This is a genomic window from Bacteroidales bacterium, from assembly GCA_023228145.1.
Lineage (GTDB): Bacteria > Bacteroidota > Bacteroidia > Bacteroidales > CAIWKO01 > CAIWKO01.
In genome coordinates, this window is record JALOBU010000028.1 from 1 (window position 1) to 19,758 (window position 19,758).

A 19,758-nucleotide genomic window follows, 5' to 3' on the forward strand; every position below is an offset into this window, starting at 1 on the left:
TCCCAACCCTGTTACCAGTAATGAATTTACTATTTCTTTTCCGTTCATCACATCAGGCACGCTACAGGTGGTAAATTTATTGGGCGAAGTTATCATGACTCACAATATCAGTAATGCCGCTAAGATTAATATAAATGCGGAGGCATTGAGCAAAGGCTGCTACATAATAAAGGTGCAGTCGGATAATAAATGTTTTGCAGAGAAATTTATAAAACAATGAACCTAAAAAAAACAGCACTAATAATTTGTTTTGTTATTTTTCTGATAACAGTAAGAGGCAGCCAGAGCCAAAACTGGCTGCCTTTGGATAAAGGGATTGGGCATCCTTATGCAACAATATACCATTTATTGCCTGATTCAAACTTTATTTATATTTCCGGTTCTTTCACTGAAGATGGAAATAAAATCCCTATGAGAGGAATTTCTAAATGGAATGGGATTAAATGGGATTCAGTAGGAGATGCAAATAAATTCAATGGCACAAAGGGTGGAATCTATAAATATCATGACACATTAATGACTTCAAGTATTTTTTACGATATGTGGCATGTGAATTTTGCAAAATTAAATGGGTCTATCTGGGATACTTTACCGAATACTGATGATTTAGCTGTGAATTGTTTTGTGGAAAAGGATGGAATATTATATATGGGTGGAGGGTTCTTCAAATGCGGTAATGACTCAACCTTTTTGCTTGGGAAATATGATGGAACAAGCTTTTCCGGGATGACACCATTATATAATAATCATACATCTGGTTATGCGGTTAGTTGCATGGCTTTTTTTCAGGATACATTATATATTGGTGGTTTATTTTACTTATATCCACAGTTCCCGATTGCTTGTTTTGCAAAATGGGATGGTTATAATATAATTCCTGTTTCTATGCAATTTAATAACACAACGTGCATTATAGAAACTATGACTTTATATAAAAATGAACTTTATATTGGTGGCGAATTTTATAAAGTGAATGGTTTTACAGGTGATTGTATTATGAAATGGGATGGGCATCAATTCTCTGAGGTCGGCGATGGCACAAACCAAAGAGTTACTTGCATGAAAGTTTATAATAACGAATTATATGTGGGTGGGTGGTTTACAGAGGTTGGAGGTAGTTCTTGTAAAAATATTGCAAAATGGGATGGCCAACAATGGACTTGTTTGAATGATGAGGAATTTGATGAGTTTTATTGCTTAAGGGATATTTGCATTATTAACGATGAACTTTATGTTGGCGGTTCTTTTAGAAAAATAGGCAATGATTCCATAAGCAGTATTGCTAAATATAATCACCCGCTAAATTCCATACAGGAACATCATGGTACATTGACAGCAAATTATCCGAACCCATTCACAGAATACACAACCCTAATATTTTCAAAACAATTAAATGAAGCTACACTACAAGTTTATGATATTATTGGTAAAGAGGTAATGCGAATGGAAAATCTTAACGGAAAAGAAATTAGAATATCAAGAAACGGAATTAGTAAGGGAATGTACTTCTTTAGGGTTGTTGAGGGCAATATTAATGTAGGAAAAGGTAAAATGATTGTGGAATGATTATTTTTTATTTCAAAAAAAATGTATCATTTATATTTTCGCAGTTATTGATTTCCGCATTAATTTTTGTATGTAAAACTGTATGTATTAAACCCAAATTCCGCATTAAGAATTTTCTAATGCGTAGCATTAGGAATAAATAAGTATAATTAACTGTTTTTAAATAATTTATAATGTAAATTTTTAATACGGAATCGACAAAGTAAATGTAATCCCAGCATTTAAAAATTGCCAGGAACATTTACTAAGTCGGGGTTACCCAGATTCAGCGCACAATCCTGCGCGCTACTCAATAGTTCACTACGTTTCTATTGCGTAATCTGGGATTAAGCATAAAATTATAGCAAGTGTTTTTAACGTGCCGGTGCAGCTGTATGGTGGGATATATTTGATGTACACAATCCTGTCTGTAAGCAGACCTGAATGTCGCAAGGCAGACAACCGCTGGCAGTACAAAGTTAGCGGTTGTTATTTTTATATTTTAACATTCTTAACACTATACTTATCTGGGATTTATTTCAACTTAATTGTCATAAGAAGAAAACTGTATTTTCTTTATAGTGAAATTATTGCTTAATAATTATATCCTGGTGAATAATAGTGGCATTTTTGTCAAAAATTTTAAGAATATAGTTGCCTGGTTTATAATTTGAAATATCAATATTTATATTGGGCTGAAAATACTTATTTTGAAAAATAATTTTCCCTGCCAGGTCGAAGATAAAAATTTCCCCACTGTTTGAATTTGGTATTAAAATAGTAATATCACTTTTTGCAGGATTTGGATATATTATTTTAGAATTATTTTCATATACATACTCTTCCGTATTGACGCTTATATCTAAAAATACAGAATCCGTAAAGGAGCATTGATTCGTGTCAGAAACAGTAACATAATACATTATGGGATATGTTGGCGATGCCGTAGGCATAGCAAGGGAGCTGTCATTTAAAAAAACAGACGGGGTCCAGGAATACATAGTTCCTCCAGTGGCCCATAACTGTATTGTTCCGGGTCCCGTTATGCATGTGTCTCCAATAACTGCAAAAGGTTCAACGATATGTGAACCAAATAAGCCCTGAACTGAATAATGATGCGGGCCCGTATCATGAAAAACAGACTCTCCTTTGTTTTCGTCAAAATGCAGTAAAAACAAAGTGTTACCATCCGTAATAAAAGAATCAGCAGGAACAGTGTAAGTAGCGCCCGAATATCTTACCACATCTGAAATCCTCACTTCATCCAAATATCCCCGAAGCCCCGAATTACCATAATCATCATCATCGGAACCAATACCTATGTCATTGGTAGGCCCCTTTGCATAATATTTAAACTCTTGAATGCGGTTCCCATCATAATAGATACAATTCATGGAATCGATATACGAATATGTCCATGCGATATGATGCCACTGGTTTACCATAGAAGAAACGGAAATCAGAATGTACGTAGCTGTACCATACGCGCCCGGCTGGGATGTAATTAAAAACTGGCCCTGGTTTAAAGATATAATATCCAATCCGGTTCCTGCAGTTGAACCTTGCAGGTCAATAATCCGGTTACTTCCGTCAAAACAAGTGTAGAAATAAAGTTCAACAGTGAAATCATGATTCTCGGGAATAAAATTCGGGTCATTGTGGACCAAATAAATATTGTCATTCACTCCATCCATGGAAACATGGTTGCCAAAGGGTTGAGCAAGCAAAGAACATGCTGCAGTTACAAGAATAAAAAATAATAATAATCTTTTCATAATCGTATTTTTTAATTGGGTTGTGCGATTTATTTTTTTGAGTTTAAAAAACATTTATCACCGATTGTACTGTTTAATTATGAAATCTCACTAGTTCATATATCTGCAAGATATGTACGTTTCAGATTTCGACTTTGCTCAATCTGATCGTCAGATAGTTATGTTCTCAATAGCAAAACGCGTTATAATACTCAATATTTTTTTTCTAATCATTTAGTTTTTAAAATAACAGTGCTGTAATAATAAATATTGAATTTTTTGTCTATATGTTTTAATCAATGAATAAAAGTATAATAAATAAACTGTAAAAGCAAATTTATTTTAAAATATATTGAAATTATATGTGATCGGTGAATAATCCCGTTTTCTGTGTATGCACGGCAAGAGCAGCGCTCACACTTGTTTCACTCTATAAAAATGTTTTTCCGTTACCAGGATGATTCCGTTTTTGTATAATGCTTTCGCAGCAAAATCATCAGCTTCTTTTTCGAGTGGCATACGGGCATAACCATATCTGGCAAATTCTTCGCCGTATTTTGCTGCAAACCGGCATTCGCCAAGGCGCTTTATTTGCTCCGTATGCTTCAATTCGTGCATCAGCAGTGTAAATTCACTATGACTTAGATTTAGATTAAGATTGTCGCCTTTAAAGTAAATTGTTTTTCCAAACGTCATGCTGTCGGTTTGCCTGTACTTTTTAAGCCAGTTTGCCGGCAGGTTTGCATTTATAACAATGGAAATATTGTTTATTTTGAGCGAGGGAGACATCATCCCGGGGTTTTCGCAACCCTGCTGATGGATGTGAAAGCGTGCCTTACCGTAATTTGCAATCATTGCAGAGAGTTTCGCCACATAATAAACAAAAATACCACCTGCTCTGAAAAAAACAATTTTATAAAGTGCCCCACAATTTAAAATATTTTTTACAAAGTTACTGAGTGAATTTGCTTAAAAAAAACCTAACGGTTTGGCGGTGTGTTTTTGTTGCCGACCTGCCTGCCGGTTTAACTGCAACAGGCAGTCAGGCAGGTTTCGGAGCACTTTCCTATCAAGTTACAACTACTTTTGATACGAGCTGTGCCACTCGAATACCCACTGCACCGGCAATTAACTATACCGCGTGTTGGCAACTGGTGTTCTATACTTTTATATATTTTCAACTCCTAAATTTTTATATGTATCGATTAGAGCTTCATGGTTATCAGTAATAATTAAGATTTTATCTTTTTCTTGTAAAATCGTCTGTCCTGTTGGTACAAAATAATTATCTTCACGGTTTACCATAACAACCAATGTATTATCAGGAAATGGCAATTCCATTAGCTTATTTCCTTTTTCTAATATTTTTTGTGTAATTTCTATTTCTGTTGTAACTGATTTTATGTCATTTGAAAAATCAACATCAAAATTTATCATCTTCTTTATCTTTTTTGGCTTTTCGGCAAGATTAAGCCAACGTGCTATTAAAGGTAGTGATGTTCCTTGTACTACTAATGAAACTAATGTGCAGAAAAAGACTATATTAAATATGAGTCTCGCATGCGGTACATTCTCTACAAGTGGATAAATGGCGAATATAATAGGCACAGCTCCTCTTAAACCAACCCAGGAAACATATGTTTTATCTTTAAATTGCATTTTTCTAAAAGGAAGCAAACAAAGAAATACAGTTAATGGTCTGGAAACAAAAATCATTATAAAACTTATAATTAGTCCAGGAATAATTATAGGTATTAATTCATGTGGATTCACAAGTAATCCTAATGTCAGGAACATAATCAGTTGCGACATCCATGCTAATCCATCAAAAAAATTGAGTGCTGAACGTTTGTGGACAAACTTTGAATTGCCGATAACCAACCCCCCAATGTAAACGGCAAGAAAACCATTCCCTTTAATAAAATAGGTTGCAGAAAAAATAAAAATGCAGAAAGTGAAAATCAATATTGGATATAAAGAGTCATTTCCAATTTTAATACGGTTGATTATTCTAACCGCCAATTTTCCTAAAGCAAAACCAAGTAAAGCACCAATTACTAGTTGTAAAAATAGTGTCCCACCAACTACCCAATAATTGGGAGCATTACTCAGCTTAATTAAATCTATTAATGTGATAACAAGTACAAATGCCATAGGGTCGTTACTCCCACTTTCAAGCTCTAATAAAGGGCGAAGGTTGTTTTTAAGCTGTAGATTTTTTGAACGGAGAATAGAGAATACTGAAGCTGAATCTGTTGATGACATGGTTGCTGCTAACAACAAAGAAGTTAACAGACCAAATCCAGCTGATGCCATTGTCATTCCTAAAACCCACCATATAATCACTCCCGTTATTATTGCAGTTAAAAACACCCCTAAAGTAGCCAGTATAATTCCCTTCGCTATTATTGGGCGAATTTCTGAGATTTTCGTATCTAATCCACCAGAGAAAAGAATGATGCATAACGCAATGGTTCCTATGGTGTTTGATATTTGAATATTTTCAAATTGCACACCTAGTCCATCACTACCAAATATCATTCCTACACATAGGAATAACAATAATGCAGGAACTCCAAATCTTGAACTTGCTTTTCCTGCCAAAATGCTTAAAAAGAACAAAACTGATAAAACCAATAATATAATCTCAATATGTAAACTCATCTTTTTATTTTGTGCTGTTTAATTTTATATAATTATTTAAATGTCTGTACGTCTGTCTTTTTACACTTGTTGCCAACGGACCGGGTGCTTGCGCTTTTTCAATTGCGCAAGCACCTTGTTACCAACTGGGCGCTCTTTTGTCTGTTGTCAATGATTTGAAATGTATTTTAAATTCTGACAATTCAATTTTCTTTTTATTGCCTTAAAAATTTAGTTTTTTAACATCGACTATTGTTTTACTATCTTTTTAAACTTAAATGTATTATCACTTTCAAGTTTTATCAAATAAACACCGGGAGTAAAGTTAGTTGTTTGTATAGCAGTTTTTTCAATTAAATCACCTTTAAAAATGATCTGACCGAGCGAATTAAAAATCTCAAAATTGATAGCTTCTTTATTGTCTTTTGCTTCAATAATTAATTCATTAGTTACTGGATTCGGATATATAATTATACTTAAAAATACATCTTCTTCAATAATGGCATAGGTTGAAAATTTTGCAACAAATGCATCGTTACCCGCGAGTGTTTCTTGATGTGCTCCGCTTGCTGCAATTCCAGTTGCAGATGCCGTACGGCCAGTTACAAATACATTTCCGCCTGCATCACAAGTAATTCTCAGTGTTTTTTCTTGTCCGCTTCCACCGTAATATGTCCCCCATTGACTGACACCATTACTGTTAAATTTTACAACAAATGCATCAGTGCCACCCGCGAATGTTTCTTGATGTGCTCCGCTTGTTGCAATCCCCTCTTCAGATGTCGTAACACCAGTTATAAATACATATCCGTCTCCATCACAAGAAATTCCATATCCAAAGTCAGTTCCACTTCCACCGTAATACGTCCCCCATTGACGAACACCATTAGTGTTAAATTTTACAACAAATGCATCAAGGTACCCTGCGTATGTTTCCTGATGTGATCCGCTTGTTGCAATCCCAGTATATGATCCTGCATCACCTGTTACAAATACATTTCCGCTTGCATCACAAGAAATTCCCTGTCCTCGGTCAGACCCACTTCCACCGTAATAAGTGCCCCATTGACGAACACCACTGCTGTTAAATTTTACAACAAATGCATCCCAATTGCCACCCGCGTATGTTTCTTGATGTGCTCCGCTTGTTGCAATCCCAGTTGTAGAGTAAGTATAACCAGTTACAAATACATTTCCGCCTGCATCACAAGAAATTCCATATCCAAGGTCATCCCCACTTCCACCGTAATAAGTGCCCCATTGACGGACACCATTACTGTTAAATTTTACAACAAATGCATCATAGTAGCCACCCACGTGTGTTTCCTGATGTGCTCCGCTTGTTGCAATTCCAGTTGTAGATCCCGTACCACCAGTTACAAATACATTTCCGCCTGCATCACAAGAAATTCCCTGTCCATAATCAAACTCAATTCCACCGTAATAAGTGCCCCATTGACGGACTCCATCACTATTGAATTTTACAACAAATGCATCATTGTTGCCACCCGCGTATGTTTCTTGATGCGCTCCGCTTGTTGCAATCCCAGTTGTAGATTCTGTACTACCAGTTACAAATACATTTCCGCCTGCATCACAAGAAATTCCATATCCAATGTCACTCCCACTTCCTCCGTAATAAGTTCCCCAATCAAGGTTTGGATTTGGATCAATAATTAAGGTTTGTGTTGGAGCGTAAGATGGTATTTCGAAACAGTATATATCTTCGTCTAAAGCACGGTAAGTTATGTTTAGCTTATTATTTGTTTCCTTTATCCAGGATACAGGGATGCTTTCCATAAAACTGCCATGAGCAACATCTATTTGTATATTATTATTCTTTAGTCGAGTATTATTGGCTCCGATGTAATGCAGTTTTATTAAGCTGGCATCAGCACCCGGTTGAACTACAAAGGTATATTCAACAGGTTTATCTTCCCCGGTACGGGCAACAAACGCCATGTCAATACCCGGATAAATATCTTTGTATGTAATTTTCCCATAATTACGAATAAATGTTGCCCCGCTTTCAGGTGTTACAGCATTGTAATAATTCAGATAATCGGCTGAAGGTTCTTCGGCTATAATTTCTGGATTCATATTTGCTCCAACCAGCTCCACATCAACCCTTTGAAAATAATAAATAATATCTTTTCGCGGTTCATTATTTGGCCGCATTTTATCATAAGAATCGTCAATGATTCTTTCTTTGACTTCGGTTTTATAAGTGTCATAACTAAAACCATTGCCTTTAAGCTGAACATTCATACCATTACCCAAACATAAGAGGTATTTAACATTAGGGTTAGCTCTATAATTCTGGTCATGTATTTGCCCTTTATTCTCAATAAATCCGTATTGTGGCTTTTGAGATGTGTATTTTTCTATGTCATTTTTGTTTTGTGCCGAAACACCGAAGAAAAAAACACATACGGCTAATGCAAATAAAATTTTTTTCATTTCAATTTATCTAGATAATTGTATTCTTTCGCATTGATGGTAACAATTGTGTTGTGCCATTGGTGATATTTTACCTTATAACTTGAGTTGGTGCTATCTAAAAAAACATCTCAAACATTTCAATATCAGTTAATTAAATATTTATTCTTTTAAAAAATAACAGCTGCATTCATTTTCTTCTCAAGCATAAAATTACAAAATTTCTAATATCTCATATCTTTTTATTTACTATTTTTTCAACTTAATTGCAGCAATCCGTTTTTTATACCATTACTTGATATAGTTTAACCCATCTTTTTTATTCCTTATCTTTCTTTACAGCAGCATCTTTTTCTTCTTCCTTTTAAACAGGTCTTTCACGGTATTAAATTCTTTGCGGTAAACAAGGCCCAGGCCCTGGGTGTATGGAGAATTATATTGTAAAATATCGTACTGGTTGGTATGGTTAAACACCCTGAGCTTTAAGGCGTTTGTAATTTTCACTTCCACATCCACATCGCCTACTATCTGGTTTGAACTTCTATTAAGCCCGTTATTTTGCCCGGTAGCCACTCCGAGGTTGCTCGAAATGGAAACCCTGTCGTTAAACAATTGTGTGGATAGCGCTACCTCTACTTCTTCCTGCGAAATGTCATCGCCCGGACGGTAATTCACACCTATGTTTACATTTTTACTGATTTGCGATAACCAGTTGCTGAGCTGATTGGAAAGCACTTCGCTGGCGCTTTTCCCAAGCAGGGTGGCCCCCGAAGCGGCTGTCTGGGCAATACCCACATTGGGGCTTACAAAACTGTTAATAACCAAAAGCGAAATAAAATTGTTATTGAGGTTTTGATTAATAGCGGCTAAATAAGGAGCTTTTTCATAATCCGTCATGTTGGGCAACTCTACCTCAAAACTGAATTCGGGGCTGGCAAGAACATTTTTGATAAATATCACACATTCCACCGGCACATAATGGCTGTTGGTGTCAACGCCCAGCCCGGCAAGATTTGATTTCAGCTTGTAGCGGGCCACAATATCCAGTTCGGCATTATAAGGGTCGCCGTTCCATTTCACCGTACTGCCGGCGTCAATAACAAAACGTTTGTTGATGATGTTCTGAAATGTAAACAGATAATCCCCCGAAGAAAGTATGTAGTCGCCATACATTTTCATATCACCATCGCTGGCAATGGCAATTTTGATATTACCATTTCCGATGCCGCGGATACGGTCGCCGGCCCTGGGGTCAAAAAGCAGTTGTATTTCAGCATCATCCGTTACATCAAACGACATGTCGAGATTTATCCCCTTGTTGAGCTGCATGCCTTTGAACCCATTATTGCCTTTGCTGTCTTCTTTCGACACAAAAGAAATATAGTCGCTCGACTGAAGCGTGGAAGCATAGCCCGTGGGGATAAACAACTGCGTGCCTTTCTCTGTTTTTGCCGAAATCACAAAGTTAATCCCGTTCTGGTTGCCATAAATATGCGCCGAACCTGTGGCAAAGGCTTTCCCGTAAAACACCTCATTCAAAAGCGGGTTGGTATTCAGGCACATCAGTTTTTTGGTGTTTATAGAAATATCATACGAAATGTTCTTAAACTTTTTATGATTGATATGTCCGGTAATGATCCCCGTATCGCCTTTGTGCTGGTCAATAAATACTAAATCCTTAAACGAAAATCCGTTTTTTTCGACCTTCACTCCATCATAGGCAAAGGCATAACTGGTATTGAGATAGTTGATATGCAGCAAGGCCCTCATCACTTTCAGGCTGCCGCTCAGTTCCGGGTCGGAGGCCATACCTTTCAGGGTAAGCAACCCGGTAGCCGTTCCGCTTTGTATGGATGCAAAGCTGGAAATATACCTCGACAATGCTTTAAGCCGTAAATTATCAACATTTATGGAAAAATCAAAATTTTCATTTTTGCCGGAAGGATAATAAAAACCGTTTGCGATAAGCGGCTTGCTTTTGCCGACAGCGCCCACATAATAAATCTCGGCATTCAGGTATATCCCTTTGGAAATATCATCCCATTTGCTTTGCAGCAATACATCACCGAGCTTGTCGTTGTTCAGCCCGAAATCCTTTACTTTAATGTCGGCAAAAAAGACGGGGACATTGTAAATGTCAGAGATGTACAAATTACCCGTAATAATGCCGTCGAGGTCGAATTTTTTTGCATTCGTAAGATAATCAAAATTGGAAATATTAAAGTTGTTGAACTTTATGGAAACAACATCTTCCGGATTTTTTGAAATGGCGCCATAAATCTCAATATTCTGTTCATTGCGAAATAATTTCAGCCTGTTAAACACGATACGCGAACTGTCCATAACGACGCTGGCGTCAGTACTTAATGTCCACAAGTTGTCATCGAGGATAAGGTAGGATGGGTGAACCCCTATAAAAGTTTTTTTATTGTTAAAAGATAAAAACAAGTTGATATCTGCCGAACTATTGTTAACCGGCTTTTTGTTGTCCCATTTTATGGAGCTAAAAATGCTGTCGTGATTAACCTGCGCACCCACATCAAACGCCGACAAGAATAAACTATCGGATATTTTCAGCGTGTCAGAAGCCAGGTCAAGGTTAATGATGCCATCATCGGCCAGCACACGAAGTTTCCAGTTCATCAGTCCAAAGTTGCGGAATGAAATGCTGGAAGATTGAGCTTCCATGTCGGCTGTATTTTTAATGGAATTAAATGAGCCCTTGCAGCTCGTATTTTCTGCAAGTTTTATGTCCGGGATAAAAAACTCCGCCACAGGGGTGGCATTGTAAAGCCTTATGTCAAAATCAAAATCCTGACGGGCAATTTCTCTTTCCACGGTATCGGCAGCAAAGTAAAAATCAGGCAGGTATTTTACTAAAAAACTTGTAAAGGAATAGGGTAATTCTAAAAAGTTAAAATAACCCCTGAAAACAGCATCTGCATAATCGGAAGTCAAATCAAAAGTGCGATATCCCCCCGAAGTTATTTTTGTTACAAGCAACATGGAATTAAGGCTGACAATTTTTTTGTTTCTCTTAAAACAGGCATCTTGCAAGCTAACGGAGCCGTTGATATCGTCAATACTATTTCCTGAAAAATCAATTTTCATTTTGCCCTTCACTTCAGAAATTGAATCTCTGGTAAGCAGCTTGAGTTTTGTCAGTTCGGCATGGCTCACATCCGCAGTAAAATTATAAACGGGCAGTGAATCGTTCAAATCAATTTTACCATTAAATGCCATCATCAGATTCTTGTCGTTCACATCAATCTGCCCCTTGAAAACATTTTCTTCAAAGTTGCCATTCAGAGTGATTCCGGTATAGGCATAATTCTTAAACTCCAGAAGGTTCATCTTCCCGTTAAGGGTAAATGAAACCGTATTCCTGGTAAATCCCGAGCCGTTAATCTCGGCGTCAAGGCTCACATTTCCGAATGTTTCTCTGGTATTTAGCAACAGTCCTGCATTCAGGTTTTCCGTCTTTATTTTTCCATTATAAAAAATCTTATTTTGTATATTATTAACCAGAATATCGGCGGTTACCAATCCTATATCTGTTGTCAATGTGGTGTTTGCGGCAAAGTTGGTATAAAAACCCGTCAAATTTCCTTTGAGAGTGATATTTCCCAGGCGTTTCAGGATGTCGGGAAGATGAAGGGTGTTTGAACTTCCATTATCCGAAGCCGGCAACGCCACCTTATTGATGTCGGCAAGGGAACTGCTGAATTGCCTGATTTTTATTTTAAAAAAAGTTTCTTTTATGGCAGGAAGGCCATTCAGGGCAATATCGGCGTTCAGGTATGTGTCGGAACCGTAATGCATCAAAAAATTCCGCGCTTTCAGGTTCGAAACCTTTCCTTTTAATTCTGAAGAAATATTTATTTCATTATTCATTCCTTTCATCGCCTGAACAAATGCTGCAATATCAAGAAGGTTTAACCTGCTCGGCCTTATGTCCGAAACGATGGTAACCTTGTGAACAAAATCTTTAAACGAGCCGAAATCGTCGTATAAAAAAGCCAGGTCAAGGTCTAAATCAGATTTCAGGGTTCGGGCAAGCAGATTGTTCACGACAATGTTTCTTCGTGAAACTTTTGCCAGCGAAGAAAAACGTTTCACAGCAAAACCGCTTTTTTCATAAAAGGATAAATTTTTTATTTCGGAAGCCACAGAATCCTGAATTATTGCAACATTTCTCATGTCTAAATTCAAACCGGCAATGCCGATATTGCTGAAATCCACCATGCCGGGCTTATGCATCTTGTTATCGTCCACATAACTGAAAGCGGAATTGTAAATCTGAAGCTTATCAATCTTCAGTTTTAGGGGGTAATCATATTTTTTCTTTTCTTCATCCGATTTAAAATAATCAACCAGAAACTGTAGGTTGGTTTTTTCCTCATGCTTATACTTATGCAGGTGAAATGCGGTGTTGTCAAGTATTACTTTTCTGAGTTCAAAATAATTACCTTTAATATTATAATCCCCGAGTTTTACATTAATTTTTTCTGCAGTGATGAGCGGGTTTTGGTGCAGGTCGTCAATATATACATCTTTTAAGGTTACATCCATAAAAAACCTGATATCAACTTTCCCGATGCTGACTTTTGTTTTGAGTTCTTCCGAAAGGTAAGCAGAAACCCTTTGTGCCATATAGGTTTGAACAATATTGCTTTGTATAATAACAAACAATGCGGCGGGAAAAACAAGCAGCACTGCATAAAGGATGATTAATATTTTATTTAATTTCTTTATTTTTGAAAACTTTTTCTGTTCATGAACTCATATATCTTAGGCATCGAATCGTCATGCGATGACACCTCAGCAGCCGTTGCCAACAACAACCTCCTGCTTTCCAATGTCGTAGCCAGCCAGGAAATTCATAAAAACTATGGCGGGGTTGTGCCTGAATATGCTTCACGCGCCCACCAGATTAATATTATCCCTGTTATTGACCATGCGTTGCAGAAAGCAAATGTACAAAAAAATCAATTATCAGCTATCGCTTTTACACGTGGCCCCGGCCTGCTGGGTTCATTAATTGTGGGGGTTTCCGTCGCAAAAGCCATGGCATTGGTGCTGAAAATACCCATGATAGAAATTGACCACATACAGGCACATGTGCTTTCTCATTTTATTGCCGAGCCGGATATTGACAGGCAGCATCCGCAGTTTCCTTATTTATGCCTGTTGGTCTCGGGCGGGCATACCCAGATAATTATGGTGAAAAGCTTTTCAGAGTTTCACACCCTCAGCAACACCATTGACGATGCTGCAGGCGAGACTTTCGACAAAGCTGCAAAAATTCTGGGGCTCCCATACCCAGGCGGTCTGCAAATAGACAAGTATGCCCGGCAGGGCAATCCCAAAACTTATAAATTCCCTGAACCCAAAACCCCGGATAAGCATTTCAGCTTCAGCGGGCTAAAAACATCTTTTCTGTACTTCATCAGGGATGAATTAAAAAAAGATCCTCTTTTTATTGAACATCACATCCATGACCTTTGCGCCTCCATACAACAAACCATCATCAATATCCTTGTCAAAAAATTAATACATATTTCCGAGCAAAACGGCATAAAAGAAATTTCCATCTCAGGGGGTGTTTCGGCGAATTCATTGCTGCGAAATACGCTGTCGGAAATCCGGGAAAAGCAGCGGTGGAACCTCTTCCTTCCCAAGCCTGAATTCTGTACCGACAATGCCGCCATGATAGCTGTGGCAGGGTATTATAAATTTTTAAATAATGACTTTGCGGATATAAAGTCGGTGCCTTATACACGATATAAGGGAAAATGACAAAAAATTTATCACTATTGTCAGTGATCTTCGGATAAAAATATAATTTTGCACAAACCAATAAAATTTCCATGAAAAAATTTTTTAACATCTTTTTGGTATTATCAGCCGTAGCATTTATGTGTGCTTGTTCAGGCAATGACGAAAATATTATCGTCAATAATAAAATCGCATACTCCAGTGATATGGAATATGAAAAATGGATGGGGGGCGATAAACTGGTAAAAGATATAGCCCACTCGGGGAAATACTCTAGCCGTCTTGATTCAAACAATGCCTATAGTTTTGGATTTACCCAACTGTTATCCGAAATCGGCGACACCATCCCTAAAGTCGTATCCGTTAATTTCTGGCTGCACTATCCCGAAATAGGCATCTCCAGCCAGCTGGTCATCAGCATTGATTCGGCAGGTAAAAATATTTTTTGGCTTGGGCATCCGCTCAAAGATTCCATTAGCCAACCCAATCAGTGGAAGGAGATTAAAACATCTTTTACCCTGCCCGTAAACTTGCAGCCTGATAACAAAATCAACATCTATGTCTGGAGCAACGACAAAAGGACTTTTTACATGGATGATTTGACTATAAGTTTCCCCTGATTATTTCCGCGCATCAACACTATTGCAGCTTAAAGAGTAATTTTTCAAAAATATCTTACTAAAATTATGAAAATTCTTTTTGTAACTGCTGAGCATTTCAAACTCGACGGAGGGGCTTGTTTCGGTGTGGTACCAAAATCTTTATGGAGTCAAATTTACCCGGCAGATGAAAATAATATGATAGTTTTTGCCCTCCGGAACCTTTTGGTTAAAGAGGAAAACAGAATGATTCTCTTTGATACCGGAGTGGGAAACAAACAGGACGAAAAGTTCAGAAGCCATTTTTATATAAGCGGCGAAAATAATCTTATGGATTCCTTACATTCACTTGGTTTTTCACCAGATGATATTACCGATGTAGTGCATACTCACCTTCATTTTGACCATTGCGGAGGCACATTCCGGAAAAACAAGGCAGGCGATATCGTTCCAACTTTTAAAAATGCTGTTCTCTGGTGCTCACAGGCACAATGGAACTGGGCCAACAAGCCTAATAAGCGTGAAAAAGCTTCTTTTCTGATAGAGAACCTGTCCCCTATGGAACAAAGCGGGAAACTTAGACTTATTGAAAAAGAAAAACAGTTCACCGAAAACATTTTTCTGCGCTTTTCCAACGGGCATACCGAAGGGCAAATCATTCCCATAATACGCCACAAGGATAAAACGCTGGCCTATATGGCTGACTTTATTCCAACTACTGCCCATATTCCCATGCCTTATGTGGCGGCTTTTGACACAAGGCCTTTGCTTTCGATGGATGAAAAACAAAACTTCCTGAATGAGGCTGTGGAAAATAATTATATTTTGCTTTTTCAGCACGATGCACTGAATGAATGTTGCACGTTGCAAAACACGGGAAAAGGCATCCGCCTTAAAGAAAAAGGAACGCTCGATTTTTTTCTGAACACTTGAACAAAACAATAAATAAAAGCCTCTTATAAAAAAATACCAACAGGTTTTTTATTTAGCCAAATCTGACAGCAATGCTTATTTTTGTAAAAAATTATTTTCGCAATGAAAATATCATACAACTGGCTGAAACAATACACAGGCATTGAAGCAAACCCTGAAGACTTATCAAAACTGCTTACGGATTGCGGTCTGGAAGTGGAAGCCATAGAACATAAAGGCATTGATAAAAGCCGGCTTGAAGGTATCGTAATTGGTCTGGTGGTTGATAAATGCAAGCATCCCAATGCCGACAAGCTCAGCCTCACAAAAGTAGATGTTGGCTCGGGTGATTTACTTTCAATTGTTTGCGGCGCTCCCAATGTTGATAAAGGTCAGAAAGTGCTGGTGGCTACTGTGGGAACAAAAATGTCAACCCCCAAAGGAGAATTTGTGCTGCAAAAAACCAAGCTGCGCGGCGAGCTGTCAGAAGGGATGATATGTGCCGAAGACGAACTCGGCCTGGGTGATTCGCATGAAGGCATTATGATTCTTGACAATGAAGCGCCTGTTGGCAAAGCAGCGAAAGATTACTTTGATGCAGGTGAAGATTTTGTTTTTGAGATTGGATTAACGCCAAACCGTTCGGATGCCACCTCACATATCGGTGTTGCCCGTGATGTTATTGCCGTGCTGAACTGCCGTAACGACAGCACGCACCAAATAAAACTACCTGATGTTAGTCAATTCAAACCCGACAATCAAAGTCTTAAAATAGATATTGTAGTTGAAGACACAGAAGCCTGTCCACGATATACAGGATTGGCCATCCGCAATGTTGAAGTTAAAGAATCGCCTGCCTGGCTTCAGGAAAAAATAAAATCCGTGGGTGTGCGCCCCATTAACAACATTGTTGATATTACCAATTATGTGCTTTTTGAAACAGGCCAGCCACTGCATGCCTTTGATGCCGATGTTATCACAGGCAAGACGGTGATAGTAAAAAAACTTCCGCAAGACACCGCATTCCGCACACTGGATGGCGTGGAACGTAAATTGAATTCTTCCGACCTGATGATATGCAACAGCAAGGAAGGCATGTGCATTGCCGGGGTGTTCGGAGGCGAAAAATCGGGAGTAACAAACACCACGAAAAATATTTTTCTGGAAAGCGCTTATTTCAGTCCGGGAGGCATACGGAAAACATCAAAATATCACGGTCTGAAGACGGATGCCTCTTTCCGTTTCGAAAGAGGTGCCGACCCAAACATAACAATTTATGCCATTAAACGCGCAGCATTACTCATTAAAGAAATCGCTGGCGGAGATATTTCATCGGATATTGTTGATGTTTACCCTCAAGTTATCGAAGACAAAAAAATTACTTATTCCTTAGACAAACTGGATGCGGTAGCCGGAAAACATATTGAAAAACAAAAAGTGCTTAACATTCTGACTTCACTTGAAATAAAAGTGAATTCGGATAGTGAAAATATCCTTACGTTATCCGTGCCCCCTTTAAAAACCGATGTAACAAGAGAGATAGATGTTACTGAGGAAATACTGCGTATCTACGGTTATAATAATATTGAATTCAGTGAATTGCTCACAACCTCTTTAAGCTACTTTCCAAAGCCTGATCCTGAAAAAATGCAGAATATAATTTCTGATTACCTCACTGCAAAAGGGTTTTATGAAATTATCACGAATTCGCTTAGCAAATCCGATTATTATTCTTCTAATGAAAATATCTTTCAAACGGGAGAGCTTGTTCCCATCTTTAACCCGCTGAGCAAAGAACTGAATGTGATGCGTCAAACCATGCTGTTCAGCGGCCTCGAATGTGTTTCACATAATAAAAATCATAAAAACAACAATACTCTTTTTTATGAGTTCGGGAAAGTATATTTCCGCAAAGACACCGTTTCGGACAACCCACTCGAAAAGTATCAGGAATTTCGCCGCCTGGCTTTATTTGCAAGCGGAAATATCGTCAACGATTCATGGGATGCCGATGAAAAACAAGCTGATTTTTACTTTATAAAAGCAATGGCAGATAATATTTTCAAACGCCTAGCCATTGACATAAAAAATTTAAGCATTCTTGAAAATTCAACACCTGCCCTTTACAGCAATCAGTTAGGTTATGTTTATTATAATAAAATGGTTTGTAATTTAGGATGCCTTCATCCATCGATTACCGGGCAGTTTGATATTAAAGGCCCTGTGTTTTTTGCTGAATTCGACTGGGACATGATGGTTTTTGACCTGCCTACAAAAAGCATAAAATACCATGAAATAAGCAGGTTCCCGGAAGTAAAGCGCGACCTTGCCTTGTTGTTAAACAAATCGGTAAAATACGCTGAAGTCGAGCAAATAGCTTATGAAACAGAACCCAAACTGGTTAAAAAAGTTGAACTTTTCGATATTTATGAAAGTGAAGACATAGGCCGTGATAAAAAATCCTATGCCGTAAGTTATATCTTGCAAGATGAAGAAAGGACACTGACAGACGAACGTATTGAAAAAACCATGACCAAACTCATACAAGCTTATAAAACCAAGCTTGATGCCGAAATAAGATAATTAATATGTCCAACAGCCTGTTCCATTCCATTATTTTCGGCCCGGTACGAAGCAGAAGACTGGGCGTTTCCCTTGGCATTAACTTACTGCCGACTCATGTAAAATTCTGCTCTTTTAATTGTATTTACTGCGAATGCGGATGGACGGAAGCCAGTGATGTAAGCCAGGCAAATTTTCATCCCCGGGAAGAAATATTTCGTGAACTTGAAACCAAACTTTTAACACTGAAAGGGCAACAGTTAGATGTAGACTCGCTGACTTATGCAGGAAACGGAGAGCCCACCATGCATCCTCAATTCAACGAAATTGTTGATGATACGTTGAGCCTCAGAGACAAATATTTCCCTTTGGCAAAAGTTACTGTGCTATCAAACTCCACAATGCTTTCGAACGAAAAAGTGTTTCGGGCTTTGCTCAAAACCAACAACCTGATGAAACTTGACTCCGGAACAGAAGAAACTTTTCAGATTATCAACAACCCCAGAATCAGCATCACGCTAAGTGAAATTGTGAACAACCTGAAACGCTTTGATGGCAGACTGGTCATTCAAAGTATGTTTGTCCGTGGAAAAATAGGAGATAAAATTATTGACAATACCCAAGAAAGCGAATTAAATACCTGGCTAAAACACCTTGATGAAATTAAACCGGCTGAAGTACAGGTATATTCCATTGACCGGAGACCGCCACTGGCGCAACTTGAAAAAATAAGCAGGGAAGAACTTCTTGAAATTGCTAATAAAGTTGAGCAACTGAATCTGAAAGCTATCGTTTATTAATAATGTGGATAGAAAAAGATAACAGCCTGGAACGCACCTTTGAGTTTAAAAACTTTATTGAAGCTTTTGCTTTTATTACAAAAGTGGCCTTGTTATGCGAAAAAATGAATCATTATCCTGTTTGGGAGAACTCACGGCATCTGGTAACCATAAAATTAATTTCTCACGACAATGAACATGCTGTTTCAGATAAAAATTACGAGCTTTCAAGTCAGATAGACGAAATCTATTACCACCTCTGATGCAAAATTACGAACCCAAAATATTACTTGCCTTTGCAGAAGCTGTTAGCGGAAATAAAAAAATTTTCAAGTGGCTTGCCGAAAACGGATACATCGAGCTGGCGTCATTGTCCAACTGCATCAACTCCGACAATCAGGCATTTTTCTGGCTGCTGAAAAACGGATACCCGCATCTTGCCATACTCAGCAATGCCATGGATGGGTATGAAGATGCTTACAAATGGCTGCAAAAAAACAAAATGGAATTCTATATTGTTTTTGCCGACGCATGCCGCAACAAGCCCAAAGCAATAGAATGGCTGAAAAAAAACAACATGGAAGTATTTATTCTTGTTGCAAAAAAAATCTTTGACGTGCTTGAACAACAAAGGCGGAATTCATACGACTACCATAAAATGAGGTTCAGATAAAATCATCACAGAGAAATGATTTTGGGTTTAAAGAAGAATTAGTTTTATTTTTGCTCACAATATTAATTTGCGTT

14 protein-coding genes are annotated in these 19,758 nt (G+C 37.9%); 9 read left to right on the plus strand and 5 right to left on the minus strand.

Annotated features, from left to right (window positions below):
* Nucleotides 1-220 (plus strand): T9SS type A sorting domain-containing protein (locus M0R16_11480; protein ID MCK9613492.1); only part of this gene is annotated, 220 nt, incomplete at its 5' end.
* Complete coding sequence (locus M0R16_11485) at nucleotides 217-1,566, plus strand: T9SS type A sorting domain-containing protein (GenBank protein MCK9613493.1); 1,350 nt, start codon at nucleotides 217-219, stop codon at nucleotides 1,564-1,566. The genes M0R16_11480 and M0R16_11485, both read left to right, overlap by 4 nt.
* 566 nt (nucleotides 1,567-2,132) lie before the next feature.
* Here the strand turns inward: M0R16_11485 and M0R16_11490 are convergent.
* The 5 genes from M0R16_11490 to M0R16_11510 all read right to left on the minus strand — a co-directional run bounded on the left by M0R16_11490 (nucleotide 2,133) and on the right by M0R16_11510 (nucleotide 13,034).
* On the minus strand, nucleotides 2,133-3,320 hold the full coding sequence (locus M0R16_11490) for a T9SS type A sorting domain-containing protein (protein ID MCK9613494.1): 1,188 nt from the start codon (nucleotides 3,318-3,320) through the stop codon (nucleotides 2,133-2,135).
* A gap of 393 nt (nucleotides 3,321-3,713) precedes the next feature.
* Nucleotides 3,714-4,154 carry a hypothetical protein gene (locus tag M0R16_11495; protein MCK9613495.1) on the minus strand — a complete coding sequence of 147 codons (441 nt, stop codon included), beginning with the start codon at nucleotides 4,152-4,154 and terminating at the stop codon, nucleotides 3,714-3,716.
* Nucleotides 4,155-4,466: 312 nt separating this feature from the next.
* Nucleotides 4,467-5,963, minus strand: a complete 1,497-nt coding sequence (locus M0R16_11500; GenBank protein MCK9613496.1) for a potassium/proton antiporter — start codon at nucleotides 5,961-5,963, stop codon at nucleotides 4,467-4,469.
* 228 nt (nucleotides 5,964-6,191) lie between these two features.
* The gene (locus tag M0R16_11505) at nucleotides 6,192-8,402 is read right to left on the minus strand and encodes an SBBP repeat-containing protein (protein ID MCK9613497.1); all 2,211 of its coding nucleotides are present in this window, start codon (nucleotides 8,400-8,402) and stop codon (nucleotides 6,192-6,194) included.
* 315 nt (nucleotides 8,403-8,717) lie between these two features.
* A complete protein-coding gene (locus tag M0R16_11510; protein MCK9613498.1) occupies nucleotides 8,718-13,034 on the minus strand; it encodes a translocation/assembly module TamB in 4,317 nt (1,438 codons plus the stop codon).
* A 123-nt stretch (nucleotides 13,035-13,157) separates the two neighbouring features.
* Here M0R16_11510 and tsaD point away from each other — a divergent pair, with 123 nt between their 5' ends.
* From tsaD to M0R16_11545, 7 genes are all read left to right on the plus strand, one after another.
* On the plus strand, nucleotides 13,158-14,180 hold the full coding sequence (gene tsaD / locus M0R16_11515; protein MCK9613499.1) for a tRNA (adenosine(37)-N6)-threonylcarbamoyltransferase complex transferase subunit TsaD: 1,023 nt from the start codon (nucleotides 13,158-13,160) through the stop codon (nucleotides 14,178-14,180).
* A gap of 71 nt (nucleotides 14,181-14,251) precedes the next feature.
* A complete protein-coding gene (locus M0R16_11520) occupies nucleotides 14,252-14,779 on the plus strand; it encodes a hypothetical protein (GenBank protein MCK9613500.1) in 528 nt (175 codons plus the stop codon).
* 66 nt (nucleotides 14,780-14,845) lie between these two features.
* Nucleotides 14,846-15,691, plus strand: a complete 846-nt coding sequence (locus M0R16_11525) for an MBL fold metallo-hydrolase (GenBank protein ID MCK9613501.1) — start codon at nucleotides 14,846-14,848, stop codon at nucleotides 15,689-15,691.
* A 102-nt stretch (nucleotides 15,692-15,793) separates the two neighbouring features.
* The gene (gene pheT, locus M0R16_11530) at nucleotides 15,794-18,253 is read left to right on the plus strand and encodes a phenylalanine--tRNA ligase subunit beta (protein ID MCK9613502.1); all 2,460 of its coding nucleotides are present in this window, start codon (nucleotides 15,794-15,796) and stop codon (nucleotides 18,251-18,253) included.
* Between the two features lie 5 nt (nucleotides 18,254-18,258).
* The gene (locus M0R16_11535; GenBank protein ID MCK9613503.1) at nucleotides 18,259-19,032 is read left to right on the plus strand and encodes a radical SAM protein; all 774 of its coding nucleotides are present in this window, start codon (nucleotides 18,259-18,261) and stop codon (nucleotides 19,030-19,032) included.
* A 2-nt stretch (nucleotides 19,033-19,034) separates the two neighbouring features.
* Nucleotides 19,035-19,274 (plus strand): 4a-hydroxytetrahydrobiopterin dehydratase, encoded by a 240-nt coding sequence (locus tag M0R16_11540; GenBank protein MCK9613504.1) that lies wholly within the window; start codon nucleotides 19,035-19,037, stop codon nucleotides 19,272-19,274.
* Nucleotides 19,274-19,684 (plus strand): hypothetical protein, encoded by a 411-nt coding sequence (locus M0R16_11545; protein MCK9613505.1) that lies wholly within the window; start codon nucleotides 19,274-19,276, stop codon nucleotides 19,682-19,684. The genes M0R16_11540 and M0R16_11545 overlap by 1 nt, the downstream gene beginning before the upstream one ends.
* Nucleotides 19,685-19,758 lie beyond the last annotated feature (74 nt).

Excerpts from the sequence above, each read along its gene's own strand:
- M0R16_11485 (MCK9613493.1), top strand. The coding sequence starts at position 217 with ATGAACCTAAAAAAAACAGCACTAATAATTTGTTTTGTTATTTTTCTG.
- M0R16_11490 (MCK9613494.1), bottom strand. The coding sequence starts at position 3,320 with ATGAAAAGATTATTATTATTTTTTATTCTTGTAACTGCAGCATGTTCT.
- M0R16_11495 (MCK9613495.1), bottom strand. The coding sequence starts at position 4,154 with ATGATTGCAAATTACGGTAAGGCACGCTTTCACATCCATCAGCAGGGT.
- M0R16_11500 (MCK9613496.1), bottom strand. The coding sequence starts at position 5,963 with ATGAGTTTACATATTGAGATTATATTATTGGTTTTATCAGTTTTGTTC.
- M0R16_11505 (MCK9613497.1), bottom strand. The coding sequence starts at position 8,402 with ATGAAAAAAATTTTATTTGCATTAGCCGTATGTGTTTTTTTCTTCGGT.
- M0R16_11510 (MCK9613498.1), bottom strand. The coding sequence starts at position 13,034 with ATGGCACAAAGGGTTTCTGCTTACCTTTCGGAAGAACTCAAAACAAAA.
- tsaD (MCK9613499.1), top strand. The coding sequence starts at position 13,158 with ATGAACTCATATATCTTAGGCATCGAATCGTCATGCGATGACACCTCA.
- M0R16_11520 (MCK9613500.1), top strand. The coding sequence starts at position 14,252 with ATGAAAAAATTTTTTAACATCTTTTTGGTATTATCAGCCGTAGCATTT.
- M0R16_11525 (MCK9613501.1), top strand. The coding sequence starts at position 14,846 with ATGAAAATTCTTTTTGTAACTGCTGAGCATTTCAAACTCGACGGAGGG.
- pheT (MCK9613502.1), top strand. The coding sequence starts at position 15,794 with ATGAAAATATCATACAACTGGCTGAAACAATACACAGGCATTGAAGCA.
- M0R16_11535 (MCK9613503.1), top strand. The coding sequence starts at position 18,259 with ATGTCCAACAGCCTGTTCCATTCCATTATTTTCGGCCCGGTACGAAGC.
- M0R16_11540 (MCK9613504.1), top strand. The coding sequence starts at position 19,035 with ATGTGGATAGAAAAAGATAACAGCCTGGAACGCACCTTTGAGTTTAAA.
- M0R16_11545 (MCK9613505.1), top strand. The coding sequence starts at position 19,274 with ATGCAAAATTACGAACCCAAAATATTACTTGCCTTTGCAGAAGCTGTT.